Source organism: Vallitalea okinawensis, assembly GCF_002964605.1.
GTDB classification, from domain to species: domain Bacteria; phylum Bacillota; class Clostridia; order Lachnospirales; family PQDH01; genus Vallitalea_A; species Vallitalea_A okinawensis.
Genome location: NZ_PQDH01000002.1, coordinates 961,392 through 987,740, shown reverse-complemented (window position 1 = coordinate 987,740; position 26,349 = coordinate 961,392). Strand labels below are relative to the sequence as shown.

Annotated in this window: 24 protein-coding genes, 4 tRNA genes and 2 rRNA genes; 22 read left to right on the top strand and 8 right to left on the bottom strand. The window is 32.8% G+C overall.

The genetic code is table 11. The features are described 5' to 3' along the window. The 9 genes from C1Y58_RS09440 to surE all read left to right on the top strand — a co-directional run. A 23S ribosomal RNA gene (locus C1Y58_RS09440) occupies nt 1-72 on the top strand; the annotation flags it as partial. A gap of 99 nt (nt 73-171) precedes the next feature. Further along, nucleotides 172-243, top strand: a tRNA-Asn gene (locus C1Y58_RS09435). Nucleotides 244-245: 2 nt separating this feature from the next. Further along, nucleotides 246-363, top strand: a 5S ribosomal RNA gene (gene rrf, locus C1Y58_RS09430). A 4-nt stretch (nt 364-367) separates the two neighbouring features. After that, nucleotides 368-442 (top strand) — tRNA-Pro (locus C1Y58_RS09425). Between the two features lie 55 nt (nt 443-497). Next, nucleotides 498-574: transfer RNA gene (locus C1Y58_RS09420), tRNA-Arg, on the top strand. Between the two features lie 14 nt (nt 575-588). Continuing rightward, nucleotides 589-661, top strand: a tRNA-Lys gene (locus tag C1Y58_RS09415). Between the two features lie 323 nt (nt 662-984). Further along, nucleotides 985-1,821, top strand: a complete 837-nt coding sequence (locus tag C1Y58_RS09410; RefSeq protein ID WP_105615758.1) for a histidinol-phosphatase HisJ family protein — start codon at nt 985-987, stop codon at nt 1,819-1,821. 332 nt (nt 1,822-2,153) lie between these two features. Beyond that, nucleotides 2,154-2,999: an HD-GYP domain-containing protein gene (locus C1Y58_RS09405; RefSeq protein ID WP_105615757.1), complete on the top strand. Its 846-nt coding sequence runs from the start codon at nt 2,154-2,156 to the stop codon at nt 2,997-2,999. 149 nt (nt 3,000-3,148) lie between these two features. Continuing rightward, a complete protein-coding gene (surE, locus tag C1Y58_RS09400) occupies nt 3,149-3,901 on the top strand; it encodes a 5'/3'-nucleotidase SurE (protein ID WP_105615756.1) in 753 nt (250 codons plus the stop codon). 63 nt (nt 3,902-3,964) lie between these two features. On the opposite strand, the gene C1Y58_RS09395 is transcribed toward surE, so the two are convergent. From C1Y58_RS09395 to C1Y58_RS09380, 4 genes are read right to left on the bottom strand one after another with little or no spacing between them, the layout of a single operon-like run. Further along, nucleotides 3,965-4,687 (bottom strand): hypothetical protein, encoded by a 723-nt coding sequence (locus C1Y58_RS09395; RefSeq protein ID WP_105615755.1) that lies wholly within the window; start codon nt 4,685-4,687, stop codon nt 3,965-3,967. A 13-nt stretch (nt 4,688-4,700) separates the two neighbouring features. After that, nucleotides 4,701-5,387: a fluoroquinolone export ABC transporter permease subunit gene (locus tag C1Y58_RS09390; RefSeq protein WP_105615754.1), complete on the bottom strand. Its 687-nt coding sequence runs from the start codon at nt 5,385-5,387 to the stop codon at nt 4,701-4,703. Then, nucleotides 5,388-6,242: an ABC transporter ATP-binding protein gene (locus tag C1Y58_RS09385; protein ID WP_105615753.1), complete on the bottom strand. Its 855-nt coding sequence runs from the start codon at nt 6,240-6,242 to the stop codon at nt 5,388-5,390. A gap of 50 nt (nt 6,243-6,292) precedes the next feature. Beyond that, a complete protein-coding gene (locus C1Y58_RS09380) occupies nt 6,293-6,901 on the bottom strand; it encodes a TetR/AcrR family transcriptional regulator (RefSeq protein WP_105615752.1) in 609 nt (202 codons plus the stop codon). A gap of 312 nt (nt 6,902-7,213) precedes the next feature. Between C1Y58_RS09380 and C1Y58_RS09375 the strand changes: the two genes are divergently transcribed. Together C1Y58_RS09375 and C1Y58_RS09370 are read left to right on the top strand one after the other, a co-directional pair. Continuing rightward, nucleotides 7,214-8,923, top strand: a complete 1,710-nt coding sequence (locus C1Y58_RS09375; protein ID WP_105615751.1) for a methyl-accepting chemotaxis protein — start codon at nt 7,214-7,216, stop codon at nt 8,921-8,923. Between the two features lie 145 nt (nt 8,924-9,068). Then, entirely contained in the window at nt 9,069-9,953 is an 885-nt protein-coding gene (locus C1Y58_RS09370) for an AraC family transcriptional regulator (RefSeq protein ID WP_170311559.1), read from the top strand. 12 nt (nt 9,954-9,965) lie between these two features. Here the strand turns inward: C1Y58_RS09370 and C1Y58_RS09365 are convergent, their stop codons facing one another. Continuing rightward, nucleotides 9,966-11,510 (bottom strand): response regulator transcription factor, encoded by a 1,545-nt coding sequence (locus tag C1Y58_RS09365; RefSeq protein ID WP_170311558.1) that lies wholly within the window; start codon nt 11,508-11,510, stop codon nt 9,966-9,968. After that, nucleotides 11,510-13,294: a sensor histidine kinase gene (locus tag C1Y58_RS09360; protein WP_105615748.1), complete on the bottom strand. Its 1,785-nt coding sequence runs from the start codon at nt 13,292-13,294 to the stop codon at nt 11,510-11,512. The genes C1Y58_RS09365 and C1Y58_RS09360 overlap by 1 nt, the downstream gene beginning before the upstream one ends. Before the next feature lie 351 nt (nt 13,295-13,645). Here C1Y58_RS09360 and C1Y58_RS09355 point away from each other — a divergent pair, with 351 nt between their 5' ends. The 7 genes from C1Y58_RS09355 to C1Y58_RS09325 all read left to right on the top strand — a co-directional run bounded on the left by C1Y58_RS09355 (nt 13,646) and on the right by C1Y58_RS09325 (nt 20,870). Further along, entirely contained in the window at nt 13,646-15,007 is a 1,362-nt protein-coding gene (locus C1Y58_RS09355; RefSeq protein ID WP_157950031.1) for a sugar ABC transporter substrate-binding protein, read from the top strand. Nucleotides 15,008-15,203: 196 nt separating this feature from the next. After that, nucleotides 15,204-16,364, top strand: coding sequence for an SPFH domain-containing protein (locus C1Y58_RS09350; RefSeq protein ID WP_105615746.1), 1,161 nt, complete (start codon nt 15,204-15,206; stop codon nt 16,362-16,364). Between the two features lie 12 nt (nt 16,365-16,376). Continuing rightward, nucleotides 16,377-17,459, top strand: a complete 1,083-nt coding sequence (locus tag C1Y58_RS09345; protein ID WP_105615745.1) for a TFIIB-type zinc ribbon-containing protein — start codon at nt 16,377-16,379, stop codon at nt 17,457-17,459. A gap of 169 nt (nt 17,460-17,628) precedes the next feature. Further along, entirely contained in the window at nt 17,629-17,874 is a 246-nt protein-coding gene (locus C1Y58_RS09340; RefSeq protein ID WP_105615744.1) for a DUF1450 domain-containing protein, read from the top strand. A 21-nt stretch (nt 17,875-17,895) separates the two neighbouring features. Further along, a complete protein-coding gene (locus C1Y58_RS09335; protein WP_105615743.1) occupies nt 17,896-18,678 on the top strand; it encodes a MerR family transcriptional regulator in 783 nt (260 codons plus the stop codon). A 54-nt stretch (nt 18,679-18,732) separates the two neighbouring features. Further along, the gene (locus tag C1Y58_RS09330; RefSeq protein WP_105615742.1) at nt 18,733-20,082 is read left to right on the top strand and encodes an MATE family efflux transporter; all 1,350 of its coding nucleotides are present in this window, start codon (nt 18,733-18,735) and stop codon (nt 20,080-20,082) included. Between the two features lie 152 nt (nt 20,083-20,234). Continuing rightward, entirely contained in the window at nt 20,235-20,870 is a 636-nt protein-coding gene (locus tag C1Y58_RS09325; protein ID WP_242985366.1) for a biotin transporter BioY, read from the top strand. Nucleotides 20,871-20,931: 61 nt separating this feature from the next. On the opposite strand, the gene C1Y58_RS09320 is transcribed toward C1Y58_RS09325, so the two are convergent. Then, nucleotides 20,932-21,801: a PilZ domain-containing protein gene (locus C1Y58_RS09320; RefSeq protein WP_105615741.1), complete on the bottom strand. Its 870-nt coding sequence runs from the start codon at nt 21,799-21,801 to the stop codon at nt 20,932-20,934. A 218-nt stretch (nt 21,802-22,019) separates the two neighbouring features. After that, a complete protein-coding gene (bioD, locus tag C1Y58_RS09315) occupies nt 22,020-22,718 on the bottom strand; it encodes a dethiobiotin synthase (RefSeq protein ID WP_105615740.1) in 699 nt (232 codons plus the stop codon). A 291-nt stretch (nt 22,719-23,009) separates the two neighbouring features. On the opposite strand from bioD, the gene C1Y58_RS09310 reads away from it, so the two are divergent. The 4 genes from C1Y58_RS09310 to C1Y58_RS09295 all read left to right on the top strand — a co-directional run bounded on the left by C1Y58_RS09310 (nt 23,010) and on the right by C1Y58_RS09295 (nt 26,181). After that, the gene (locus C1Y58_RS09310; RefSeq protein ID WP_105615739.1) at nt 23,010-23,240 is read left to right on the top strand and encodes an alpha/beta-type small acid-soluble spore protein; all 231 of its coding nucleotides are present in this window, start codon (nt 23,010-23,012) and stop codon (nt 23,238-23,240) included. A 185-nt stretch (nt 23,241-23,425) separates the two neighbouring features. Then, a complete protein-coding gene (locus tag C1Y58_RS09305; RefSeq protein WP_105615738.1) occupies nt 23,426-24,700 on the top strand; it encodes a coproporphyrinogen-III oxidase family protein in 1,275 nt (424 codons plus the stop codon). A 13-nt stretch (nt 24,701-24,713) separates the two neighbouring features. Then, the gene (locus tag C1Y58_RS09300) at nt 24,714-25,616 is read left to right on the top strand and encodes a radical SAM protein (RefSeq protein ID WP_105615737.1); all 903 of its coding nucleotides are present in this window, start codon (nt 24,714-24,716) and stop codon (nt 25,614-25,616) included. Between the two features lie 160 nt (nt 25,617-25,776). Next, nucleotides 25,777-26,181: an S-Ena type endospore appendage gene (locus C1Y58_RS09295; protein WP_105615736.1), complete on the top strand. Its 405-nt coding sequence runs from the start codon at nt 25,777-25,779 to the stop codon at nt 26,179-26,181. Nucleotides 26,182-26,349 lie beyond the last annotated feature (168 nt).

The window sequence follows — 26,349 nt, the reverse complement described above, 5'->3', positions numbered from 1 at the left end:
TAGATAGGCTGGAGGTGTAAGCGTAGCAATACGTTCAGCTGACCAGTACTAATAGGTCGAGGTCTTGACCTAGTGATATGGAATGTAGTGAAAATCACTTAAAATGAGTTATTATTGGAATATGAAAAGTCAATTCAACGTGCAATTTTGAGAGTACAATCTCAAATATAATCCTCGATGGCTCAATGGTAGAGCATTCGGCTGTTAACCGAAGGGTTGCTGGTTCGAGTCCAGCTCGGGGAGTTTTCAGTGGTGATGCGTCTATGGGAGACACCCGTTCCCATACCGAACACGATGGTTAAGACATAGACGGCCGATGGTACTTGGTGGGTGACTGCCTGGGAGAGTAGGTGACTGCTGAATTTATCGGGGTGTGGCTCAGCTTGGCTAGAGCGCTTGATTTGGGTTCAAGAGGTCGCAGGTTCGAATCCTGTCACCCCGATTTTGAAATAAGTAATTGTAAAAGCGGCGCAGGTCGCTTTATATTTTTTTTATATGTGCCTGTAGCTCAGCAGGATAGAGCAGTGGCCTTCTAAGCCACGTGTCCGGGGTTCGAATCCCTGCAGGCACGCCATAATTAAATAATGTGGATCACTAGCTCAGTTGGTAGAGCACTGGACTTTTAATCCAGGTGTCCCGGGTTCGAGCCCCGGGTGATTCATGCATGTAAGACTCTTTGAGAATATTTCAAGGAGTCTTTATTTTTTTGTAAAATTTTATAAGTCTTTATGATTTTGTAATTATTCTCTTATCTAATTCCAAACATCAAGCGATGAAATTAAGTGCACTGAAAGCAATTCAAACTCAGTAATTAATTGATCATTAGCTCATAAAACTCTTTGAGACTATATTTCAGATAGTTTTTCTTATTTTTGAAATTGTTTAAATATTCAAATTTACCTTAGCTTAATAGTATCTTTACTTGAGTATGTTAGAGTTACATTATAAAGATAAGACAATAAATGAGATAAGAGGTGATTAGCTTTGCTTTTCGATTATCATGTACATTCTGATATGTCTACTGATGGTAAAGACTCATTAAATAAACTATGTGAAAGAGCAATTACTATAGGGTTAAAAGAGTTCGCTATAACTGATCATTTTGAACCAACAGAAAAAGATTCAGACTATTTATTTTATAATATTGAAGAAAACTATGAAAAGTTTAAAATAGCCAAAGAGAAATATAGTCCTTTCTTAGATCTAAAGTTTGGGATAGAACTAGGGCAACCTCACAGATTTCCTAAAAGAATCAAAGAAATTCTAGCAACATGTTATTATGATTATGTTTTAGCTTCAAGTCACAAAATGGATAAAGATGTTGATTTTGGAGAATTGGATTATACTAAGATTGATATCAATAAGTATTGTAAAATCTACTTAGAAGAAATAAAGAACATCATCAGATGGGGAGATTTTGATTGTATTGGTCACTTTGATCTGCCTAAAAGATATGCTGCAAGAGCTGGAGTAAGAATTCATCTTACTGAATATATGGAAGAACTGAATGAAGTTCTAAAGCTTTTGGTCGAAAGCGGTAAAGGATTAGAGATTAATTCATCTGGATTAAGGCAACATGCAAAAACTTGTTTACCTGATTTAGATATTTTATCGATGTATAGACGTTTAGGTGGCCAAATTTTGACCATTGGTTCGGATGCCCATTCTGCTTCAGAATTAGCTAATGGTCTGAGTGAAGCTATAGAGATAGCTAAACTTGCAGGCTTTAGATATATAACTACTTTTGATAAACGTAAACCACTATGGATAAAGATCTCAGAAGCACAACAATACCACTCATTTAATTATAAATTCGCATAAATAGCACTACGAAGTAACTGTCATTAGACAGTTTTTTATAGTGTAAGAAAGTACTGCGTTTTGCTTATAAAAGCAATGAGGCATCGAACCTCATTACTTTTGATACATTTCATTACATGAAATGATCAAGCAAGGGACCATACTTTCTTGCACATACTTAAAACGTGACGTTAGTCAATTTTCTTATTGTTGCGAGAAATATTATTAGACACTTTATTTATTTTTATGTTGACAAGATTTGACATGCTAACTACAATGATTATATAGACAATTGGTCTAATCATATGCAAACAAATCTTTAGTATAAATTTAAAATAAAGGTGGAATCATTTATGAGCAAAATATCTTTAGATAAATCATTACTTAGATCATTAACGTCTTTAGCATCAGTTATCGAGGCGAGAGATGCGTATACTGGGGGTCATATATGGCGAGTAAGTCAATATTCAAAAATATTGGCAAGTAAAGCAGGATTGGACAAAGGACAAATCTTTCTCGCTGAATTAGGTGGACTTGTTCATGACTTAGGTAAAGTAGGCATTCCAGATGCAATTCTCAATAAGCCTGGCAGACTGACAGATATTGAATATGATACAATGAAGACACATACAACTCTTGGCAAAAATTTAGCATCCAATCATCCATTAGCACCTCTTATTGAAGATGCGATTTATAAGCATCATGAAAGAATTGATGGATATGGGTATAATGGTAGTAAAGAAAAAGAAATCTCTATTATTCCAAGAGTAGTTGGTATTGCAGATGCTTTTGATGCAATGACCAGTACACGACCCTATAGAAAAGGTATGGACAAAGAAAAGGCTATTGATATAATACATAATGAAAGCGGTAAACAGTTTGATAAAAAGCTGGCAGAGATATTCGTTTCTCTAGCAAGTGAGGAAATATTTAGTCGTGTATTAGGTTTTTGTGGAGAAGAGAAACCTTTAATAGAATGTCCTGGATGTGGACCAATTATTTCCTATTCACATGATCATAAAGATGGTGATATTTTGGCGTGTCCAACATGTAGAGGGTTATTCGTTTTACATACCCATAAAGATTCCTTTGAAATTGAATGCAAAGGTGAGCAATCTAGTAGTCAGTACATACCTGAACCAGATCAAGATACAGTTGAATATTTTGTAAAATCATCTCCAAAAAAGATCAAAATCTAGATGTGAATAGTAAAGGTAAATCTATTAATACCTTTACTATTTTTAATAAACCTAATTATTGACCAGTAAAATACTGAGTTGAATAATAGAATAAAGCACTTTTAGATAAAATAGTAGTATGAATGGTGAATGATGAGAGGAGATAATCAATGAAACTATTATTAACAAATGATGATGGGATTCACGCAAAAGGTATTTACGCTCTATGTAAAGAACTTGAGCAATATCATGATATAACAATGGTAGCACCTAATGATCAAAGAAGTGCTACGAGTCATTCCATAACTATAGCGGAGTCATTAATTGTAAAGGAAGAAAGACTTCAGGGATTAAAGTCCAAAGCTTATTCAGTAAGCGGTACGCCAGCTGACTGCGTACGTATAGGGTTAAATCAATTAGTTGACCAAAAGGTTGATATGGTGATTTCAGGAACCAATATCGGTTATAACATGGGGACGGATATTCTATATTCCGGAACGGTATCAGCAGCTGTTGAAGCAACTTTATGTGGCATTCCAGCCATTGCAATTTCAACCGATCAAGATGCAGAGCTTGAAGTATATGATATTGCAGCAAAATATGTAGCAGAAATTATTGAAAAAGCCATGGGCAATAAAATTGAGGATGATATTGTGCTCAATGTAAATGTACCAGCTATAGAGCAAAAAGATATAAAAGGTATGAAAGTTTGTAAGATTGGTAAAATGCAGTACAAGCCTTTCTTTAAAGAGACTGAAAGTAGTGATATGAGTAGGCGATATAACTTAGAAGGAGAAAGAATCGTTGATCATATAGACGAAAGCGATTCTTATTACGTCAATAAAGGATATGTTACTATTACACCATTACATTACGACTTAACTAATTTTCAGATATTAAAAAATGTATCCACATGGTTTTAGTCTATCATGAATGATCATTAGAAAAATCCCTATATGCGTGAAGCAAATAGGGATTTTTAAATCTTAAATGGTACTGCGATTATTTATAATTTTGAAGTATATGAGCAGCCAACAGACATGAATAAGTATGGCCATAATGCTATTAAAGATTGAACCAGCTTCCCATAATGGATTCTGAATGACCTGAGTGATCCAGTAGAATGGAAAGAATGAAGCAACCAAACTAACAACAGGTTCATTGACTAAATCAGCTAATGCAAACAGTGCAAGCAGTGAAAGTGCTTTAGCCAAAGTTAGTCCTTTGACTTTGTTATCTGCTATATTGAACAGAGTTATACCAATTAGCAGACTTTCAATGCTTAAGAGAAAAGCCAGAAGGCATAATTGTAATGTGGGAACATATGTTATACTTAAAAAAATGTATCCAAGAAACGTGTAAATAAAACAGCCTAGCATTGGGAGTAGAAGCCGGTTAAAGATATAGCCATTGTACCCAATAGGAGTAATCACCATTAATTCTGTTATATGTCCATCTCTTTCATCTAACATAAGAAATCCAAAAACAGTTCCAAGCATATTGGGGATCATAATGAGGGAAGCAGCAAGTATGTAGGTATGATAATTGGATAAATCAAACCCTGTAGTATGAAGGAGGTAAGGAGCCAAGTATAGGATACCTAATTTTATAAGAACGAATATATAAACGGGTATGAATACAAAAATAATGAGTATAGGTTCTCGTATGATCTGCTTGACATCTGCTTTAATACAGTTTAAATTAATCATTTCATAACACCTCCTAAAATGATGTTTCTCTTTGAAATACTTTATAGGTAATAAGATATAAGAGTAAATCCATGAGTAATGTATAAATCCCATAGGCAATGACCTTACCTATAGCTAATGAATGGAATGCACCATAAACTAATTCCAAAGCTGTTAGACCGGGAAAGAAGTGAAGTAAAAAAGTATAGCTTGAAGGGATCATTCCAAAGCATGGTATTATACCAAAGAGCATATAAGGGACCATACGTAAAAAGTACTGATTCATAGTTTTACAGTTTGAAGCTGCTAAAAGTCCTAACAAAGTAAAGAAGATAGAGGTTAAAAAGATACCAATAAAAAGTAAAAACCAGTTAACAGGTCCATCATAGGTCAGGAGTGTTATTGCAAACCCAGCTACTTCTGCGAGTAGGGTATAGGCTATAATTTTGGATAAAATATACTCAGATAGTCTTAAAGGGGTAATGGTTAAGTATGTCAGTACGCCTTGAGCTTTTTCTAACATGATGACCCCACCAATAAAGAAAAAGCCTACAACTGAAGGATCAGAAAATACAATAAAAGGAACAATAATCTTATGTATGGATGTCGGTAGAGCCTTTACAGCTACGATATAAAATACCGTAACAAGAACATAGATCGCGTATATACCTTGTTTAAATTGGAACTTAATATCTGTTTGTAAAGCTCCTTTTAACCGCATCTAGACCAACTCCTTGCCTGTTACTTGAATGAAGATATCTTCTAAAGTTGCCTCTTGGCTATGAATAGTCCTTACTGAATACTTTTTAATCTTTTGATGAAAGTCAGCATGAGTGCCAATTTGCTCCAAAGGAAAATTTAAAGATTGAACATGGCTGCCATCAAAGTATTCTAATTGAACGGTAGACGACCCGTATTTAATCTTAAGGTCTTTAGGGCTATCTATGACAGGGATTTTTCCATCAACAATAAAAGCAACTCGGTCACAAAGTTGATCAGCAACAGTCATATTATGAGTTGTAAGAAAGATGGTCTTACCCTTCTCTTTCATCTCAACGATAGTGTCTTTAATAATCTTAGCGTTCATAGGATCTAAACCAGATGTGGGTTCATCGAAGAATAGTATATCAGGATCGTGCATGATGGCCCGTATGAAGTTTAAACGCATTTTCATACCTTTGGAATAACTTTCTACCTTCTGATCTTTAGAAGCAGTTAAATCAACTCTTTCAAATAGATCCAAGAGATTTTCTGGTTGCTTTTGATAATAACTGCTTATTAGCTTTAGATTCTCCCATGCAGTTAACTTTTCATAAAGATTAGGAAAGTCAAAAGCTATTCCAATCTTTTCAAAAAAGTCTTTACCCATGGTGCTTCGTTCGGAATTAAAAACTTTAACACTTCCTCCATAGTTTCTTAAAAGCCCAATGATAATACGTTGTGTTGTTGTCTTACCAGCACCACTGGGACCCAAGAAACCAAAGATTTCACCTTTGTTGATATGGAAGCTAACATCCTTTACAGCATGCTTACCCGATTTAGGATAAGTAAAGTTCAATTGATTGACGTGAATCATACTCATCACCCTCCAATAAAAATCATATGTTATTTTTTAATATAAAAAAATTAATTATGATGACCTAATAAACCCATGGTACCGATAAAGTAAAATAAAATATGTTCAGCTATTAAGTTTCTTCTTTCATCCATATCTTTATAATCTTTTAGTATAATAACAATACCATCCAAGAATTGACGAGCAACTAAAGATGGAAAAGAAGTCTTCATCATGTAATTAGAGTTATGTTCTTCCATATGCTCAATAAAGTGCTCTTTAATATAACCATGTAACAACTCTCTAGCATTTTCGTATTTGGTTCCCTTACTACATTCAACAAGAAGTAATAGACGATCAGTAAACATAGGCAGAAAATCATTAATCAGATCCCTTAATACTTTTCTACATAAATCAAGGTCAAGGGAATCCCATAAATAATCAGGTCGCTCAATGTCATTATGATGATTAATAAAATATACAAATTTAGTATATTCAGCTTCAACTAATGCGTCGAATATAGCTTCCTTACTAGAAAAATAGTTATAAAAATTCCCAATAGTTGTACCTGCAGATTTAGCGATACTGCGTATAGAAGCCTTTTCAAAACCTTTTTCAAGAAATTCATTTTCGGCTTGTTCTAGGATGGCATTACGAACTTCTTCTTTCTTATATTGCATAAAAAATCACCTGCTCTTTTTTAATTCTATCAGTTTAATACCAATTTGTCAAATCTATCTATTTGTGTAATCTATTAATGAAAGGTAGTTTAGTGTGCTTATAATTTTAGAATTTATAATAAACATCGAATGTAGTACCTATCATGGGAAACTACTAATGGAAGGTGTTCTTAAATGTTAACATATTATGAATAAATTTAAAAGATTATAAGAATTATTATCAAAAACTCTTTTCATTTGTAGAAAATTTTGCTAATATAAATATACTTGCAAAATTCTTGGAAAAAGTATAAACAAAGGAGGAGAGGAAACATGCATTTAAAACTTAAAGGTAAAATATTATCTGGTTTTTTAATTGTATGCCTTTTTATCGTGATAGGTGGTACAGTAGCTGTAACTATGATCAACAGCCAACAAGCTGGCAATCAAAAGTTAGTCAATACATATCTCACTCAAATAGCTGATACAGGAAAAATTATGTATCATCTTGCGGGAGTTCAAAAATCCTTTGAGACTAGTAGACAAACAGGTAATGAAGCTGATTTTGACACAGCAATAGAGCAAGTCGATCAATCAATTGCCAGTGTTAACGATATTTTCAGTCATGTAATCGTACAGAATGATGAAGGTGAGTTAGATGTGGATAGTGTTACATCTGCTACTATAAAAAACTATTATACAGAACTTACCCAGTATCTAAACGACCTTAAAGATGCTATTGAAGGCATGAAAACTGGTAGTACTGATATGAAGGCAATAGAAGAAGCATCTATGAAGATAATGCAACAGATAGGAGAATTGGAGCAAACTATTTACAATGTGATAGACAATCAAATCAATACTCTGGATAATCTTGCGAATATAGGACGCATCATAATTATTGCTACAACTATTATCTGTCTTATTCTTTCACTTATAATAGGGTTAAACAGAGCTCGTGCAATAGTTAAACCAATCAATGAAGTGAACGCAATACTTGAAGAAATAGCGAATGGTAAAGGAGACCTATCTAAGCGAATAAATGTAAAATCAAAGGATGAGATAGGTGAATTAGCAAATCACTTTAATGGATTTATATCTAAGATTAATGAGTTGATTAAGAGTATCCAAAAGACGGCAGATATGTTATCAGACTCATCTGTACATGTGCTAACAATGATTGAGAATGCTAATGGAGGGTCAAGAGAGATTACGCATAACATTGAATCATTAAGCTTAAGTTCTGAATCTAATGCTGCTAGTGTTGAAGAAGCTAATGCAGGTATCGAAGAAATGGCTGGAAGCTCTGAAGTCATATCCAATGAATCTGATGATGTATCCAATAACAGCAATAATGTTTTGAATTATGTGCAAAACGGTGTTAGCGAACTAAACGGTATTGTTATGGAAAATCAAGAGTTACAAAATACTACAGAAACAGCATTTGAAACAATTCAATCTCTTAAAAATGCATCCGGTGAGATTGAAGAGATTGTTACAATAATCAATAGCATATCTGAACAGACTAATTTACTGGCACTCAACGCAGCGATAGAAGCTGCGCGAGCAGGAGAGAATGGACGAGGGTTTGCAGTAGTAGCTGAGGAAATTCGAGGTTTAGCTGAAGAAAGTAAAAATTCAACTGAAAAGATTAAATCCCTTATTAGTGATATTATTAGTAAGTCAAATAATGCAGCAGAAGCCATTCAAAAAGGGCATTCTAATGTTGACGTTATTGTAGATAAAACAAATGAAGTGAGTCAGCATTTTGATAATATCCTTGAATTAATGGAAAGTAATAATGAGAAAATATACAACGTTACCGATTCATCAAGAAATCAAGCTAAGATTTCATTAGATCTGTCTCAAGGTCTTAACGAAATAACCCTAAATATTCAGGAGACGACTGATGTAATTGCTCATATGCAAAATGCCCTTAACGATCAAGTCCAGTCATTTAATGATGTTGAAGAAAAAATGGTAGCATTAAAAAGTGTTGCAGCTCAGTTAAAAGAGCAAACAGGCGAATTTAAGACGATATAAAATGTAAAGCACCCTTTAGATGAGAAGGGTGCTTTAATATATCACCTAAATCATATATAATAATACTAATCAAGTTATATGAATGAGAGGCATTAGTTCTAGTAATGTAAAAAGTGAAAATGTGAGTAATCTAGTGGAGGAAACTATGGAATATCTTAAAATAGGTATAAGTCACCCTTGTTCTGTCGTAGGCGCAGGTCATTTTATCTCAAATGGTGATTGGATACACCCAAAACGGACCCTGGATAATACAGAGATTATCCTTTGTACGAAAGGGACAGCATATATTCAACATGGTGATATGAAGTATGAAGTAAAAGAAAATGAGAGCGTTGTGTTGTTACCAGACATTCAGCATAAAGGTTATAAAGTATCAACTGAATCAGTCTCATTTTATTGGTATCATTTTAAGGGGAAAACTGAAATAATTAGCGAAGAAGATGCAGTAATCGATTTTTATAAGATAAAGTCAGGGTTACAAGAGGCTAATGAACATTTTGCTATTATACCTTTATACCAAAAGTGGTCTTCTATTCATAGTCTTACCATACTCTTTAATCAAATGATGCATATATATGGTGATAACTATTATAGTGGATGCGCTAAAGACTATGCTTTAACATCTCTCCTCATAGAAATGACGCAACAGACATACCTGCAATTAATGAATAGTACCAAGGGTGAACAACAAAATAGAAAATTGATCATGATTATTGAATGGATCAAAAGCCATGTAGATGCGCCAATTACTTATGAAGATGTAGCTAAAGCTTTTAACTATAATAAAAATTATCTCAATCGTTATTTTAAAAATCAAACGGGTATGACCATCAATCATTTTATTCATCGTCAAAGAATAGAGAAGGCAAAAGAATTTCTCTTTAAAACAGATAAAACGATTAAGCAAATAGCTTATGAGGTTGGTTATGAAGATGAAAAGTATTTTTTTAAAGTATTTCGAAAGATAGAAGGGCTGACCCCAACTCAATATAAAAATGTCTACGTTAAACAACATATTAATACAAAATGAGCTGGGGTCAGCTTAATTTTCCTTACGGTATTGACTTGGGGACATACCAGTCAATTTTTTAAAAGTGTTGGAGAAGTATTGGAGGTCTCTATATCCTAACTCGTAACTAACTTTTTCAAGTTTCTTATCAGGTTCACTAACCAACATTTTTTTAGCTTGATTAATTCGAAATTGGTGTAAATAGTTTTTAAAGGTTAAGCCTGTTTCTTTTTTTATTAACTGACCGATATAATTTGCATTCATATCAAAAATTTGTCCTAATTCAGAAAGTGATAGAGACTTATTATAGTGTATGTTGATATATTGAATGATACTTTGATGATTGACTGATGCCTTCTTTTTTTGAATTTCAAGGCTTAGGGATTGTATAATCTTTAACATCTGCTCACTCCACTCAGATAATTGACTATAGTGGAGTAACGCATAACGTCTATATAAATATTCTGGAATAATCTTTTCTTTAATTCTTTTCTCAATGACTATTTCCGACATATGGTGGATTAGTGAGCGTTGAAAAAATATGAGTAATTTTATTGTATCGGTGCTATCAAGACATTTTTTCAGTATTGATTTATAATGACTAATGGATTCTTCATACAATCCTAAATTGAGAGTCAAACGGAGTTGATCCAACATAGGATGCATAGTATTGAGAGTTTCAATATCTTCTTCAAATTCTTGATAGTAAATTACCTGTGTTGTTGGTTTAATGAGGTGGTAGTGTAACTGATGTATACTTGATCCAATAATCTTCTTGATCATAAGCGGTTGATTAACAATTTCAGAAATACTTAACCTGTAAGCGTGCTCGTAATCTTCATGCTTAAATAGTTCTAGAAAAGTGTTTAGCTGTTCTACACTATAATATTCGTAACCAATGATAGCGAAGGCGATGGATTTATCATAATAAATGATCTGAGTATTTTTTAATGTCGTTGATTTCTCGAGCATAGTCTGTAATTTAAAGCAATCCTCGATACGATTAATTAGCTTTGAATAAATTGCTACGACTTGGAATGAAGAATAAGTATTCAGATAATCATACCAAAAGGGTAGTTCCATAAGTTGGTGAAAGTTCATTCGATCATTATAGAAGGCAACAAATTCTTTACTCTTTTTCTCAAAGGTTTGTGAATAATTAAGCTCTTTAATTATCTCTTCTTGTTGTTGAATCTTTTTAATGGTTAAGATATTTGATTTAGCTTTTTGTAAAGCATTTAATAATTCTGAATCATTGATTGGTTTCAATAGGTAATTGACCACATTATAAATAAGAGCCTGCTTTGTATATTCAAAATTATCGTACCCAGATATAACAATAAATTGGATGTTTTCATCAACAAGACGTATTTTTTTTAAGAGGGTTAATCCATCCATTTCAGGCATTCTTATATCTGTAATAATTATGTCCACAGATTCGGCATTGATAATTTTTATGGCTTCTTTCCCGTTTGAAGCTTCACCGATAATATGAAAATCCTTACGGATATTGTTAATGCGTGCTATTAAGCTTTTACGTATAATGGGGTTATCATCAATTATCAATAAGTTATACATCATGAGCTCTCCATTTCTTCTTTCTTTTCAGGTAATGTTAGTGTAATACGGGTATATTTATCTGGTATGGATTCAATCGTGAAGCAATTAGATGTATCAAAACTAAGGCATAAACGAGCACTTACATTTCGCATACCTATGTGCTGATGACGATCAATGAAGTGTTGCAAGTTATTCTCATCCATGAGGAGTTCAGTTTCTAATTCTTTTATTGCAGAGGGGTGTATACCTTGACCATTATCTTCAACAATGATCTCTATACCAGAATTAATTAGCAAAGATTTCACAGTAATCTTCCCACTTCTCTTATTCTTAAACCCATGACGAATAGCATTCTCTATTAACGGCTGCAATGTAAGCTTGGGAAGCTTGAATAGGGCAGTTGCAGGATGAATATTAAGATACAGTTCTATCTCCTTTTCACCTTGAAGTTGTATGAGATAGACATAATCTTGAATATATTTAATTTCATCTTCTAGTGAAACCAGATCATTGGCTCTTAAATTATAGCGAAATAGATTGCCAAGTGTCTGTGTCATCTTACTAACAACAGGGGCATTTTCTAAAATAGCTTGTCCATTAATCGTTTCCAGTGTATTGAAAAGAAAATGAGGATTAATTTTTTGCTGTATAGCCTGGAGCTGGGATTCTAATCGTAATAAATTATTTTTATAGTTCGTATCAACTAATCGATTAATCTCAGCCATCATAGCATCATAAGAATGGGATAACTGGTTAATTTCAATAAAATCAGAATGATACTGATTGTAGGTTGTAAAATTACCGCTTTCTGTATCTACCATGACTCGAATAAGGTCATTAATAGGTGCAGTTAAGTTATAAGAAGTCTTATAGGTCATCCAGATATCTAAAGCTATTAATATGACGATAATAGGTAACATGATAACAATAAGGTCTGCAATAGGGCTCATTTCATTTTCCAGAGAAACAGGTGTATAAATCAATAGGTTGGATAAAGATTGCCTTCGCTTATTAATCAGATAACTCTCGTGATTGACATTTATCTTAACTTCATCAATAAAGGTGCTTCCCTGACTAATAATAGTATCAGTCAATGGCATGTTATCTAAGGTAGAAAAGAGTACGGTGTTATTATAATCAGTGATTAATAAAGATAATTTAGCAGGGACATTCCTTTTTATATAATTCTCAAGAGAAGTATGAGGAATATCAACTCTTATAAAACCGATGGTTTGATCACCGGCGTAGTTTTTAACGGGATAAATAATCGAAAGACTGTTTCTTGATTGTTTAGTGTAATGAGGCTCGGATGAGTAGATAAAATAGTCCATTTCATTGGCGATTAGACCATTAAACCATGCTTCTTCATTAAGAGAATAATCATTCTGATACCTCAATATTTTAGGGTTTTTTACTATATTGGTTGTCGTAAATAAGTTGATTGTAAAGGCATCTTCTAAATAAAAATAGGAATCTAATAAAGATGAAATATCTGCTGGCTGATAAATATCTTTATTCTTAGAGAATTGATCTTCCAAAATAAGGTAACGCCTTAAATCAGGATTAATTGCTATTTTATCCAGTTGACCAAGAATTTGATTGAAGTAGTTATCCATTTGATTATTAATAAAATATAAGTTTTCATTACTTGATTCTGAAACCTTATGAAAGAGGGTTATATAAAAAATAGTCCATGTTGAGATGGCAATGATAGCTATGGTTGAAACAGTGAGTATTAAATGAGATTTTATTATTTGCTTGTAGATTAATCGAGGTTTTCTTTTTTTAGATATTCCAATCATGATAGGCCACCAATCCCCAATATTACTTATGTGAATTTTCAAATAGATTTATATTATGAGAGAATTTATATTTTATTAGTGAAATATTTCTTGTTTAATGATAAAATATGCTTATATGTATTCTTTTTCTAATGAGTTTTATCTTTAATAATTACCCAAAATTTACATAAAACTATCGTTTAATGCAAAATCGTATATAAGTTGAGGACTATATTTTACCATAGAAGAATGTTTAATGCAAAATCGTATATAAGTTGAGGACTATATTTTACCATAGAAGAATGTTTAATTCAATAAAGGATAAATGCATGTGGGGGGAGCGTAGCAAGTATGATGATGGGGAGCAGGAAAATGAGCTTAGTGCTTTTTACATTGAGTTTAGTAGTATTATTAATAGCATGCTCAGAGAGTAAAGATGTTGATATTGCTATGGCTGATACAGAAGATCAAGGTCAAGAAGAAGTAATTACCATAAGTGCGTGGACTAAAGGCGCAGAGTTAACTAGAATTTCTAACTTAGAAGAAGCTGCTGAAGAATTAAGTGAGTTTTTACGTCAACAAGGAGAGAAGACTATTGTAAAAGTTGAAGGATACGCTTTCGAAGGAAACTGGGAAGAGTATCGGCAGCAATTTATTCTAGAATTTGAATCAGGTAATGGACCAGATGTTTATACCATAGGACATGATGAAATTCCTTGGTTAGCAAAAGGGGATTACATCCAACCTGTAGATGAGATTAAAGAATCTGAAGCATATAGCGACGTGTATGATACACTTTGGCAAGCTGTTACTTGGAAGGGGCAAACATGGGGAGCGTTACAAGATACGGAAGCAAGACCCGTTTTTGTTAATGTGAAAATCTTAAGACAATTAGGGTGGACGGATAAAGAAATTGAAGAGTTGCCACTTCAGGTATTAAAAGGAGAGTTTACTCTTAGTGATATGATGAAGGTAGCGGAAGAAGCAGTTAGTCAAGGACTGAGCACATATGGCATTATCCATCGACCATTAAATGGACCAGATTTTTATATGCTGGCAAAAGGTTTTGGAACTGAGTTATATGACCCATTAGAAGATAAGTTTGTCTTTGATGAGGAAGGACTTCTAAAAACGCTTTATTACTTTGAGCAGTTAGTGAATAGAGAACTAGCACCTCCAAATCTTATGAACATGAGCAGTGAAGAAGTACATCAATTAAGTATTCAGGGAGACACTTTGTTCTATCACGGTGGAATTTGGAATGTATTCAACTATGTTGAACAAGGTGCTGATTATGATGAGATGTTAGAGCAATTTGATTTCATGCTTGTTCCAGCAGCTCAACAAGGAGGTAAACCCTTAACTTTATCAAGACCTTTGATTTATACCTTATCATCACAAACACAAGAGAGGGAACTTTGTATTCAACTTCTTGAGCAAGTTGCAAGTCCTCAGTACCAAGCAAAGCATGCTATTGAGACAAGTCATTTACCAATCAATCGTAGTACAGCTCAGTTAGAAGAATTCAAAGCAGATGAGTATTTAAGTTCCATAGCTTATACTTTGGACTATACAACTTTATTACCCAAGAACGAAAACTATCTGGTTTTTTCAGAAGCATTGTATGATGCTATTAAAAGTATTGAGAATGGAAGTCAGAGTAAAGAAAAAGCTCTTGAGAATATGAAAAATAAACTTATTGATCAATTAGGAGATGAGATTATTATTGAATAAGTAAAAAGAAAAAGCTCTGAACCATAGATAGAATACGTAGAATAAATCTATTAGTCTTTCTATGGTTTTCATTAAACTTGTAAATAAACCGTAATTGAAATTAAATAGGTGAAATGATAAAATATAACATGTATTAGTAAGAAGATAAATTGTTATCATCATTAAAATAAAGATAAATATGTAGGAGGTAGTGAAAGTGGGATTATTTGATTTTGTTAAGAATCAATTATTAGATGTGATTGAGTGGACAGATAATTCGAGTAACCTTATGGTATATCGATTTCCAACACAAAATAAAGAAATTCAAATGGGGGCTCAATTGACAGTACGTGAATCACAAATAGCTATATTTGTTAATGAAGGACAAATAGCTGATGTATTCACACCTGGACGTTATGAATTAACAACTGCTAACTTACCAGTTTTAACGAAACTAAAGTCATGGAAATATGGGTTTGATTCACCTTTTAAGTCAGAGGTTTATTTTATTAATACTAAACAATTTACAGATGAAAAATGGGGAACTGCTAATCCTATTATGATGCGTGATGCCGACTTTGGGATGCTCAGATTACGTGCCTTTGGTATCTATTCCTTTAAGGTACATGACGCAGCTAAATTCCTCAAAGAAGTATTTGGTACTAATGGAACTTATGATAAAGATTCAATAACTGGGCAATTAAAGCGTTCAATTGTGTCGGGGTTAACTGATTTAATTGCAGAGTCTAAGATTCCAGCTCTTGATTTAGCCATGATGTATGATGAGTTCAGTGAGCAAGCATTACATAAATTGCAAGAACGATTTGATCTTTTTGGATTAAAGCTCATCTCTTTTTATATAGAAAATATTTCATTACCAGAAGAAGTCGAAGCGGTACTCGACAAAAGAACTTCAATGGGTGTATTAGGTGATATGAATAAGTATGCCCAATATCAAACGGCTGAAGCTATTCGAGATGCGGCTCAAAATGAAGGTTCTAATTTTGCAAATGCTGGAGTAGGTTTAGGGGCAGGTGCTGCTATAGGTAATATGATGGGTAATGCTTTGAGTCAGAAGCAAAGTGCACCATCAACTAATCAACAGCAAGTTGTACAACAAACCCAATCACAAGCATCTTTAATGAAGAAGTGTGAGAACTGTCAAAAAGATATTCCAGAAGGCAGCAAGTTCTGTAGTTTTTGTGGGCATAAAACACGAGTAGAAAACCTTTGTATTAAGTGCCAGGCACCACTTGCAAAGGGGGCTAAGTTTTGTTCAGAGTGCGGTGCAAAACAGGAATTAACATGTTCCAATTGTCAAGCTGAACTAGCACCAGGATCAAAGTTTTGTCTTGAATGTGGAACGAAAGTAGATTAGGAGGAAGGGAAGATGGGAGAAAAAGTCCTTGATAATATTCAAGCAGATACAACGGTCTATGATTGCATATCTTGTGGTTCTGACCTTGAATTTGACCCTGCCAGCCAGGCACTTAAATGTCCCTACTGTAATACTATTGTAGAAATCGAAGACGATGATGAAATCATTGAAGAAAGGGATTTCTTTAGTGGACTTAATCAGACTGAGGACTGGATGGATGAAGAAAAGGAAAGAGTAATCAAATGTGAAAACTGTGGAGCAACCACTGTTTTAGATGTAAAAGTTACTGCAAGTCGTTGTGCTTTTTGTGATTCGCCACATATTTGTGAGGTAAAGGAAGAAAATGAAAGATCATCTATTCGACCCGAATCATTAATTCCTTTTAAGATTCATAAAGATAAGGCAAAAAGTTTATTTAAAGATTGGATTAAAGGAAAATTTTTTGCACCTAAAGCTGTCAAAGAAGAGTATATTTTGGATAAGATTCAAGGTGTCTATATACCACACTGGACTTTTGATAGCCAAACCTATTCACGTTATTCTGCTAGTATCGGGGAGCATTATTATGTTACTGTAGATGATAAACGAGTTCGAAAAACACGCTGGCATCGAGAAAGCGGTCATCATGAAATGTTTTTTAATGATGAACTAGTTAATGCATCCAAGAATGTGGATCAAAATATGATCGAAGCCTTGGAGCCCTTTCATTTTAATGAATTAGTACCCTTTAAACATGAATATTTATCTGGTTTTATGGCAGAAAAATATGGTATTGATTTAGAAGGTGGATGGCAACATGCAAAGAATGATATGGAACGTGAAATAGAAAGTACTATCAGAAGTCACTTACATGGTGATGAGATTAGAAACTTCAGTTGTAGTACAAACTTTCAAGATGTTACTTATAAGCATATCCTTTTACCAATATGGGTTGCTTCCTATACTTTCAATAATAAGGTATATAATTTTTTAGTTAATGGTCAAACAGGTGAAGTTCAAGGGAAAACACCTATTGATAAGCTAAAAGTAGCTATTGTAACTATTTTAGGAGCGGGATTAGCTACAGGGGCATACTTTATGTTAGATGCGATGTAATGAATTTAAGGATTAAGAAGTACATGATTAAGGTAATAAAGACTTGATCATGTACTTTTTCTTGTAGTGTGGGAAACAGTCAGTCACTTCTCTTGTATTTGTATGGGATGTTTATTAGTAATTAAGTATGAAATACTAGTAATAACAGTATTTTGAAGGAGATGACACCATGATAGAAGAAGTTTTTCTCTGTGAAAACAATATAAGTAAAGGACTTGAGCCAGTTATTAAAAAATTAGAAGAGAGGTACCCCATGGTTTCCTTTTTCATAGAACCATGTTTAGGCCAATGTTCCTTATGTGATAAGCAATTTTATGCAGTTATACGTGCAGAAAATATTATAGCTGAATCCCCTGAACAATTGTATAATAGAATTGATGTGAAGCTTGAAGAACTACTTAATGAAGGCTTCTGAAGGGAAGGAAGTAGAAAGAATATGAAATTATACATTAATGAGATGGCTAAACTTATTGGATTAAGTAAACATACATTACGATATTATGACAAGATTGGTCTCATAAACCCCAAGTATGATCAGAATGGTTACCGTTATTATAATGACGATCATATATTTGAATTGAGCATTATACGTTTATTAAGAGAAATGAATGTTCCCATTGTCCAAATTAAAGATAGATTAAGTAATCCTTTTAAAGCAGATGAGTATAATCAGCTATTACAGGATAATAAGCAAAAAATTGAAAATCAGATTAGAGACCTTGAAAGAACTAAAGATTTATTAGATAAGAAAATAAATTTTTATAATCACTATAAGCAGTATCTGAATAAACCAATAGTAAAAAAATTTCCAGAGCGATTGGCAATTAAAGTAGGAGAAATTGATGCAGAGGATAGGACCATTATTGAAGAAAATACGATCAAGCAAATAACTGATAATGGACAAATAAGTCTATTTAATCGAGCTTTACTACACCAACAAGAAAATATAGAAAATCTATACATTACCTTAACTGAAGAAGAAAAGGGGAAAGTGAAAGAGGAGAATGAAATACTACTTATACCTGCAGGTGAATATATAAGCTTACTTCTAGAAGGTACAGAAGATGAATTGAAAAGAAACATTAATGAGTTTTTGATTGAAATGAAGGAAAAAGAAGGTTTAGAAAATCAATTTCTAATAGAATACATGAATGAAAACTATCTTTTGATTGGTGATGAGACTCGTTACATCACAGAGTTTCAAATTTTTTTAAATTAATTATTGACATTAGAGTTACTCTAACGTGTATGATACCTGTTGGAGGTGGAGCTCATGAAGCAACTAGATTTAGGAAATGACTCAATTGTAAAAATATTTTTTCAGTACGCGATACCATCAATTATTGGTATGGTTGTACTCTCATTATATGTCATTGTTGACGGGATTTTTGTAGGACAGTATGTAGGACATCTAGGCTTAGCAGCTGTAAATATGGCAATGCCTTTTATTACATTTGTAGGTAGTATTACAGGTATGATAGCCATAGGGGGTAATGTAGTAGCAACCATTCATGCTGGTAAAGGAGATATGAAGAAAGCTTCTCAGATATTTTCTTTTACGGTATCATTGGCAGCAGCAGTAAGTATTCTTTCAACTGTGCTAGGATTAATTTTTATTGATCCATTAATTAATTTATTAGGTGCAAATGAAACATTGGCACCTCTTGTAAAAGAATATTTATACGTCATGCTCTTTGGCTTAATCTTTTCTCAAGGTCCAATGCTATTTGATGTTTTTATTAGGACAGATGGTAGACCTAACTATAGTATGGTAGTTGCCATTAGTTCATCTCTTTTAAATATCCTATTGGATTTTGTTTTAATTGGCATCATAGGCTTAGGACTAAAAGGTGCAGCAATTGCAACAGTAACCTCAAGTCTATTAGCTACAACTCTATTAATAGGCCACTTCCTTTCTAAGAAAGCTAGACTGAAATTTACTCTTTTCAAACCTGAAATAGAGGTTTTCAGAAAAATAATTTTCAATGGAAGTTCAGAATTTTTAACTCAGGTCTCAACTTCTGTTACTACTCTTTTATTCAACATTGTTATTATGAAAGCTCTTGGAGAAATGGGTGTCTCAGCGATGAGTATCGTACTATATATCAATACAATAGTGATTATGGTTATCTTCGGATTAACCCAATCTCTTCAACCTATAGTTAGCTATAATCTAGGTGCTGGAAACTATAAAAGAGTTCATAAAACCTTAAGGGTGGCAATTATAACAGCTGAAGGAATTAGTATAACAGCATTTTTCTGGATGTTTTTTAAGTCAGAACCTATTATTAATATTTTTGCCAAGGAAAATAAAGAATTGATAGATATGACTGTTTATATGACCAAGCTGTTTATAACATCCTACTTTTTAATGGGCTTTAATATTATTGTATCCTCATTCTTTACTGCTATAGAAGAAGCAGTAAAGTCAGCAATCTTATCTTTATCAAGAAGTTTATTGTTTGTAGTCATTGGAATTTATATGTTGCCTATTTTTATAGGTGAGGCAGGTATTTTCTTATCCATTACATTTGCTGAACTACTTACTTTAGGAATAAGTATTTACTATTTAATCTGTTATAAAAAAAACTATGAAAAAGTTGGTAAACTAAAAAATGCATAAGTGATGAATCAGATAGGGCTCAGGTTTTACACCTGAGCTTTTTTGGTTTATTGTTAACCTAATCGTGTAAATTAGTTGACAATAAAAAGGTTGTCTTATATAATGGAGTTAACATTAAAATAGTATGCTTAAAGAGAGGGGAAACAATATTTATGAGTACAGAGTTACAATTGATACTTGCTGTAGGTGCTTTTATTATTATGGGAGCTATCACAGTTTATAATATGTATAAGGCGGATCTTAATCCTAAGAATATAATTCTAGTTGGATTATTTGCTGCATTAACTGCGGTAGGGGCTTGGATAAAAATACCACTACCTTATGTACCATTTACTATGCAATTATTTTTCTGCATCATGTCTGGTTTATTATTGGGTTCTAGGTTAGGTATGTTATCACAGTTGATTTATGTCATCATTGGCTTAATTGGTGTCCCTGTTTTTGCTAGTGGGGGTGGTATTTATTATATATTCACACCAACATTCGGTTATTTGATTGGTTTCATTTTAGGCGCATATGTAGCTGGTAAAATCATAGAATTAAAAGGAACTTATACTTTTAAATGGTATATTATTGCATCACTAATCGCCATGATAGTTATCTATATAACCGGTGTACCATACTTATATATGGCAAAGAACTTATTCGTTGGTGCAGAATTCTCAATCATGTTAGCTATTCAATACGGTTTCTTAGTATCAGTTGGTGGTGATATATTATCATGTATCTTATTATCAAGTATAACTTTATATGTACGTGCAGGTCTAATCAAAAGTAATTTAATATAAGAAGAGGGCTCAACTTTGAGCCCTCTTTAATATGTATGACTATATGTATTTACACCTATAGTTAGTCACATGATTTTTCACATAAATGGGTATCGTATAAAGCTATACGATTACGATATAAGATTGCTACATTATTACAAGTTCTAGCCAACAAAGCTCTATTTTTTTCATCGATATAAAATCGAACGCCATATTGGTAATAGCCTTTTTTAGTAACCGCTCTAACCACTTTTCCACGAAGATTAAATTTTATACCAAGAAGCTGAAAGTTAAATTCCAAGGTCAATTGTGAGTCAACAGGTAATTTTAGATCACTTTTAAATTTCAACCCTCCTGGACCAATATCTTTTATACAAATATTAGTTGATGAAGAAGTTGCCATAGAGCCTTTACCTTCCCGAAGGATTCGAAGTTCTGAACAAATCGGACATTTTAATGAAATTCTAAAATATTTCCTATTACTCTTTGGACCTATAGATAGTTCAGAGTCCATTGTCGGATGTTCGAAAGAGTCTTCAGAAGAAATTCTATTAACCGAACCTTGATGAATAAAGTTAATAAAAGCCTCTTCTATATCTTTTTTTTCTTGGATATCTTGTATCGTCCATAGAATAAAAGTATCATCTAGCCATTTTAGAGTAAGTAATCCCCAAAACTCGCTACCATCTTTACGTACATATCTTCTTTCAGCTGTATACTCTTTAAGTTCAGAATTTAACAGTTTATGGAGCATCTGAGTTGAACTATGGAGATCATCTTTATGTATAATAGCTTTTAATGTTACTTGATTGAGTTCATGTTGGTCATACTGTAAGAACTCTTTACATGTATCGTTCATGTAATATATTAATTGGTCAAGTTTTTTTGTGTTAAGTATCGAGACTGCTATAGTTTTAGACGCTAAAAGGTTTTTCAACATTTGTGTATTCACATGTACCACCTCAAGAATACTTTGATTATCAAAATAAAAAATGCATATGTATTATACCATGAAAAAGTTATTAATGCAAATAAATTGCAAATAAATTAATATTAACTAAAAGCTGTTTCAGGGAATGAGAAAGGAGTTAGAAACCTAACTCCTCATCGTAATTGATGACTTACTAATCAATATCAAGTTCATCAAGGTGTGGTGAAAAAATACCTCCATCATTTCAGTAGATTCAAAACTTGATCAAAAGGTAAATGTTTCTCATAAACCTCCTGAACTTTCTCACGAGAGAACTCTTTTACTTTAGGTAAAACAAAGATTTGCTCAATTTGAGTGATATCCTTTAGGATTTTGATGTTGTCATCCTCATAATCATGACCCTCATAACCATTAAAAATAATTGCTTTTATATGTATACCTATACTTTTTAAATAATGCACAGTCAAAGCTGTGTGATTAATAGTTCCAACTGCAGTTCGAGTAACAACAATAGCAGGTATTCCAAGTTGTTTCATGAGGTCATACATATAGAAACTATTTCTTAGAAGCGGAACAACAACACCACCAGCTCCTTCAACTAGGACATGGTCAAATTTATTTTCTAGGAAATAATAGTGGTCTAAAATATTTTCAGGGACTAAATGAACACCTTCCTTCTCAGCTGCTCGATGAGGAGAAATGGGTTCTTTTAAACAATAGGTATTCATTAAATCATAGGGTAATAGTAGATCTGTCATATTTTTGACGAATTTACAATCACCAGGCTCAAGCCCTGTTTCGCCTATCTCTCCACCACTTTGAACAGGCTTATAAGGACAAACCTTCTTTCCATTTTTATGTAAGACATGGGTAAGACCGGCTGTGACAAAGGTTTTTCCAACATCAGTATCAGATCCAGTTATAAACAGATGACTCATGATGATGCCTTCTTTCTAACTTGTTTTTATTAGTCTTCTTATAATTTAGCTAAAGCAACATTAGCTATCTTATACTAAGATTAATTCATAAGATGAATATACTTATTCAAATTAATTTTTATAAAGACTTATCTTATTATAAAAAAATATAGATATATTGTCAACTTGATTTTAGTCAATGGTTTACAATGAGAAAAAATTGAATTAATGGTAGATAGTGATTTGTTTATTAAAGCAAGAGTGAGAGATAATAAATAATGCAACAAGGAAAAAATATAAGCAGGTGAAAATATGTCAAAACGACCACTAATACCAAATGCTGAAGGTGCGTTAGCTAAATTCAAAATGGAAATAGCTAATGAATTAGGAATTGCAAATACACAGGAGATGAGTAATATAACTGATGAACCACAACACGTTAACCAACAAGTCCAAAGTGGTGGAAATATTGGTGGCCAGATGGTAAAACGTATGATTGAACGAGTGGAGCGCGAGATGGCACAAGGTAACAGGATAGAATAGTAGTATGTAGAGTGGAAACTTTAGGAGGATTCACTCTACTTTTCTTATTCATAAATAAAACATGACAATAGTCACTTTCTTATTAAAATATACTTAAAATTATTTGTTATTTGTTTACTTGTTAAGGAGCTTAGTTTAAAATGGGGGTTAGTAGAAATTTTACCAAAAGCTATAAGGGGGAAAAAATGCTTACTAATATATTACGTCGAGTCATACTCGGAAAAAAAGAGAAATTTAAGTTTGTAAGCTATATGGATGGGATGATTGATTTTAATAGTATTAATGACCATATAGGTTTCTATATACATATTCCTTTTTGTAAGAAAATCTGTCCTTATTGTCCTTACAATAAGACGCTCTATAATAAGAAAATTGCAGAAAACTATAGAAGAGCTTTATTAAAAGAAATTACCTATTATAGAGATGAATTTAATAACCAACAAATTACTTCTGTCTATTTTGGAGGAGGTACACCAACTCTAATGCTGCCTACATTGAAAGAAGTAATAAATCTTCTTAAAGAGTTATATGGATTTAGTGGGAATATAGGTGTGGAAGTTTACCCAACAGAGGTCAATAACCAATTATTAGATGAACTACTTGAAATGGGAGTTAATCTAATTAGCATTGGAGTACAAACGTTTAATGATCGAGCTTTAGAATTCCTAGGGAGAGATTATAGAGAAAGAGAAATAGAGCAAGTTCTCACATTAGTTAAACAATATAATTTTAAATGCATTGATGTGGATATCATGACCAATATACCAGGGCAAACCTTAAAAGATATTGAGTATGATCTAAAAAAGGTATACTCCTATGATATTGATCAGTTGTCCATTTATCCATTAATAGTATTTCCTTTGACCCCAATGAGTCAGATTATAAAAAAGAATAAATTAAGTCGATTTAGTGAGTTGCAAGAAGGTAAAATACTAAAAATTATTGATATAATATCCAAGGAATACGATTATGATAGAAGTTCTGTATGGACATATGGTAAATCAAAGAGTAACCGGTATACATCAGTGACAAGAGAAACATTTATTGGCTTTGGCGCAGGAGCTAGTTCTCACTTTGATACATACTTTTATCTTAATACCTTTAACGTTAACGCATATATTGAAGCTATAGAGGCTAGAAGAAAGCCAATTAATCTTGTCAATAGGATGTCTGAAAGAGAGAAAATGATCTTTTGGTTTTTCTGGAGATGTTATGAAGGAGTCATCAATCAAAAGCGATTTAAAAATTTGTTCCATAAGGATATGCTAAAAGAATTTAAACTAGCTTTTAGAATTGCCAAGCTATTTGGTATGACAAAGAATAAAGGGGATAATATTGTTTTAACAAACCTAGGGCGTTTTATTTACCACTACATTGAAAAGCAATATTCAATTCATTACTTAAATAGATTATGGGAAATATCCATGAGAAAGCCATGGATAGAGGAAGTAAAATTGTAGATGGGGGTAGGTCATGAAAATAAATCACTTTATTTCTCTATCATGGTTTGGGGTGAAAACCATACTAATGAGACAGAAAAAAGCAATCTTGGGAACTATTATACTTACGGATCAATGTAACTTAAATTGCCAACACTGTGCTGTAGGCAATATTAATAAAAAAATATATTCTTATGAACATATAAAGGAAGACATGGAATCATTATATTCAGAGGGAATTAGAATTTTATTCTTCTGTGGTGGTGAGACACTGCTGTGGCAAGATGGGAATAAGAACATAAGGCATCTAGTTCAAGAAGCAAAGGCCATGGGATTCTATATCGTTAATGTTGTTACAAACGGAACTATAAATCTAAATATTCCAGAAGCAGATTTGATCTTTCTGAGTATTGATGGTAATAAACAGACTCATGATCTTATTAGAGGTGAAACCTTTGACACTATTATAAAGAACTTGGATAAGGCTAATGACTCTAATATTTGTATCTACATGGCAGTTAATAAGATGAACTATAATGAAATTGGAGAAGTTGGTGAACTTGCGAAGCAACACCCTCATATTAAAGCCATCTCATTTAATTTCCATACTCCTTATGAAGGAACAGAACATCTTCGACTCAATTATCAAGAAAAGCAACTGGTAGTGAGCAAAATAAAAAAGATGATGAAGAGTAATATCCCAGTTTTTAATTTGTATAGTGCACTAGATACATATATGAAAAACAAGTGGAAGAGACCTTGCTATCAGTGTATCGTTATTGAAGATAGAAAGAAATACATATGTGGAAGATGTGTTGAAATAGAAGGCTTATGTGATGAATGCGGCTATTTGTTTGCTGTAGAGTTTTCACTTTTGTTTAGTGGGAATATTAGAATTATTTGGGAGATGCTTTGGACTTATTGCAAATACATATGAGCTATATATTTTTTATAAGCGAACCTTACTAATTACAGTAACTTATTGTATTTATATGTCTGCCATAGTTTTATTTTATGTTGCATAATGATAAGAACTAAGTCCATGATCGTGGAATATAATAATGTTGAGAAGTATTATTGGGAGGTGCTTACTCTCTATGTACGATTGCCATTATAAAAAATATAAACAGTTAATAACAGAAGAAATTTGCAGTAAAATAAATCAATCCTGTGACGGTATTCTCAGAGTTATTTGGAAGGCAATTGGCGTGCTGCCATCTGGAACAGTAAAAATCCAAAACACATCGGATTGTTATATGATTGTTATAATAAAAAGAAGTAATGACCAAAAACCTATATTTGCTATAGTACCTCCTAGCACTGAAAAGATATTTACGATTACATGTATAATTAGTGTTCAGCTTGCATGTATTGGAGCATGTAGAGAGAAGAAGTGTTCAGGATGTATAGGCTTACTTATACATTATCCTGAAGATGATTGCAGGAGAGAGTCTAGACATTTCTGTAATCAAGAGATTAAACAAATTCGTAATGGATTATAGAAAAAATAAAGGGATGGCCAGTGGCTATTCCCTTTATTTTAGTGTAGGAAAGCTCGCATTTTGTTTATAAAAGTATGAGGTATCGAATCTCATTATGTTTGATGCATTTCGTTACGCGAAATGATCAAGCAAGGAATCATACTTTCCTTGTTTTTGCAGATATTGAAA

Excerpts from the sequence above, each read along its gene's own strand:
- C1Y58_RS09405 (WP_105615757.1), top strand. The coding sequence starts at position 2,154 with ATGAGCAAAATATCTTTAGATAAATCATTACTTAGATCATTAACGTCT.
- surE (WP_105615756.1), top strand. The coding sequence starts at position 3,149 with ATGAAACTATTATTAACAAATGATGATGGGATTCACGCAAAAGGTATT.
- C1Y58_RS09395 (WP_105615755.1), bottom strand. The coding sequence starts at position 4,687 with ATGATTAATTTAAACTGTATTAAAGCAGATGTCAAGCAGATCATACGA.
- C1Y58_RS09390 (WP_105615754.1), bottom strand. The coding sequence starts at position 5,387 with ATGCGGTTAAAAGGAGCTTTACAAACAGATATTAAGTTCCAATTTAAA.
- C1Y58_RS09385 (WP_105615753.1), bottom strand. The coding sequence starts at position 6,242 with ATGATTCACGTCAATCAATTGAACTTTACTTATCCTAAATCGGGTAAG.
- C1Y58_RS09380 (WP_105615752.1), bottom strand. The coding sequence starts at position 6,901 with ATGCAATATAAGAAAGAAGAAGTTCGTAATGCCATCCTAGAACAAGCC.
- C1Y58_RS09375 (WP_105615751.1), top strand. The coding sequence starts at position 7,214 with ATGCATTTAAAACTTAAAGGTAAAATATTATCTGGTTTTTTAATTGTA.
- C1Y58_RS09370 (WP_170311559.1), top strand. The coding sequence starts at position 9,069 with ATGGAATATCTTAAAATAGGTATAAGTCACCCTTGTTCTGTCGTAGGC.
- C1Y58_RS09365 (WP_170311558.1), bottom strand. The coding sequence starts at position 11,510 with ATGTATAACTTATTGATAATTGATGATAACCCCATTATACGTAAAAGC.
- C1Y58_RS09360 (WP_105615748.1), bottom strand. The coding sequence starts at position 13,294 with ATGATTGGAATATCTAAAAAAAGAAAACCTCGATTAATCTACAAGCAA.
- C1Y58_RS09355 (WP_157950031.1), top strand. The coding sequence starts at position 13,646 with ATGAGCTTAGTGCTTTTTACATTGAGTTTAGTAGTATTATTAATAGCA.
- C1Y58_RS09345 (WP_105615745.1), top strand. The coding sequence starts at position 16,377 with ATGGGAGAAAAAGTCCTTGATAATATTCAAGCAGATACAACGGTCTAT.
- C1Y58_RS09340 (WP_105615744.1), top strand. The coding sequence starts at position 17,629 with ATGATAGAAGAAGTTTTTCTCTGTGAAAACAATATAAGTAAAGGACTT.
- C1Y58_RS09335 (WP_105615743.1), top strand. The coding sequence starts at position 17,896 with ATGAAATTATACATTAATGAGATGGCTAAACTTATTGGATTAAGTAAA.
- C1Y58_RS09330 (WP_105615742.1), top strand. The coding sequence starts at position 18,733 with ATGAAGCAACTAGATTTAGGAAATGACTCAATTGTAAAAATATTTTTT.
- C1Y58_RS09325 (WP_242985366.1), top strand. The coding sequence starts at position 20,235 with ATGAGTACAGAGTTACAATTGATACTTGCTGTAGGTGCTTTTATTATT.
- bioD (WP_105615740.1), bottom strand. The coding sequence starts at position 22,718 with ATGAGTCATCTGTTTATAACTGGATCTGATACTGATGTTGGAAAAACC.
- C1Y58_RS09310 (WP_105615739.1), top strand. The coding sequence starts at position 23,010 with ATGTCAAAACGACCACTAATACCAAATGCTGAAGGTGCGTTAGCTAAA.
- C1Y58_RS09305 (WP_105615738.1), top strand. The coding sequence starts at position 23,426 with ATGCTTACTAATATATTACGTCGAGTCATACTCGGAAAAAAAGAGAAA.
- C1Y58_RS09300 (WP_105615737.1), top strand. The coding sequence starts at position 24,714 with ATGAAAATAAATCACTTTATTTCTCTATCATGGTTTGGGGTGAAAACC.
- C1Y58_RS09295 (WP_105615736.1), top strand. The coding sequence starts at position 25,777 with ATGTACGATTGCCATTATAAAAAATATAAACAGTTAATAACAGAAGAA.